At 59.2% G+C, this 894-nt stretch carries 1 pseudogene; it reads left to right on the forward strand.

Going from position 1 to position 894, the window contains the following annotated elements:
• Nucleotides 1–200 (forward strand): annotated as a pseudogene (locus M3I56_RS40695) (IS4/IS5 family transposase); the annotation flags it as partial.
• Nucleotides 201–894 lie beyond the last annotated feature (694 nt).

Consider the following 894-nt stretch of genomic DNA (forward strand, 5'->3'; position numbering starts at 1 on the left):
CTAACCGCATCTACGCACTGGGCGCACTCAGGCCGATCCTTGCCGGCTGCCTTCTGCGCATCCAGCGCTGCCTGGACAGCCTCGCCCCGGTTCTCTCGGTGATTCACCGCACCCGATGTCGAATACAGCCGTCACGCTCCTGTCCCAGGCCACCCAGAAAGGCCAAGCCCCATTTCTATCTCGCCTACAAACTCGCGTAATGCGAAGGCTTAAGTTGAGAGCATTGCTGTGCGGGGCGGCACCTACTTTCTTTGCCGCGGCAAAGAAAGTAGGCAAAGAAAGCCGCTTAAACCGCTAGCGCCTGCCACGGTTCACATCTCACCGTAAATGGTGAATGGCTCCGGAGCGTTTGTCACCTCGCACCACCAAAGTGAGTGACAAGGCAGTCATGCATCCCGCTGCTCGCTACGCGCGCTGCGGTCGGGTCTGCAAGGGAAACCCAATGGGAGGAATCAGGATTCGCGAGAATGCACGCGCACCAACTGTTTTGGGTTATGCCCCACGGCGCGCGCAGCGCCGCCGGAGGGATGAGCGCCTTGTCACTCACTTTAAAGGCGCGAGATGACAGACGCTCCGGAGCCATTAGCCATTTACGGCGAGATGTGAACCGTGGCAGGCGCTAGCGGTTTAAGCGGCTTTCTTTTGCCTACTTTTCTTTGCCGCTGGCAAAGAAAAGTAGGTGCCGCCCCGCACAGCAATGCTCTCAACTTAAGCCTTCGCATTACGCGAGTTTGTAGGCGAGATAGAAATGGGGCTTGGCCTTTCTGGGTGGCCTGGGACAGGAGCGTGACGGCTGTATTCGACATCGGGTGCGGTGAATCACCGAGAGAACCGGGGCGAGGCTGTCCAGGCAGCGCTGGATGCGCAGAAGGCAGCCGGCAAGGATCGGCCTGA

It is taken from the genome of Paraburkholderia sp. CNPSo 3281 (assembly GCF_024206515.1).
In the GTDB taxonomy this organism is placed as follows: Bacteria; Pseudomonadota; Gammaproteobacteria; order Burkholderiales; family Burkholderiaceae; genus Paraburkholderia; species Paraburkholderia nodosa.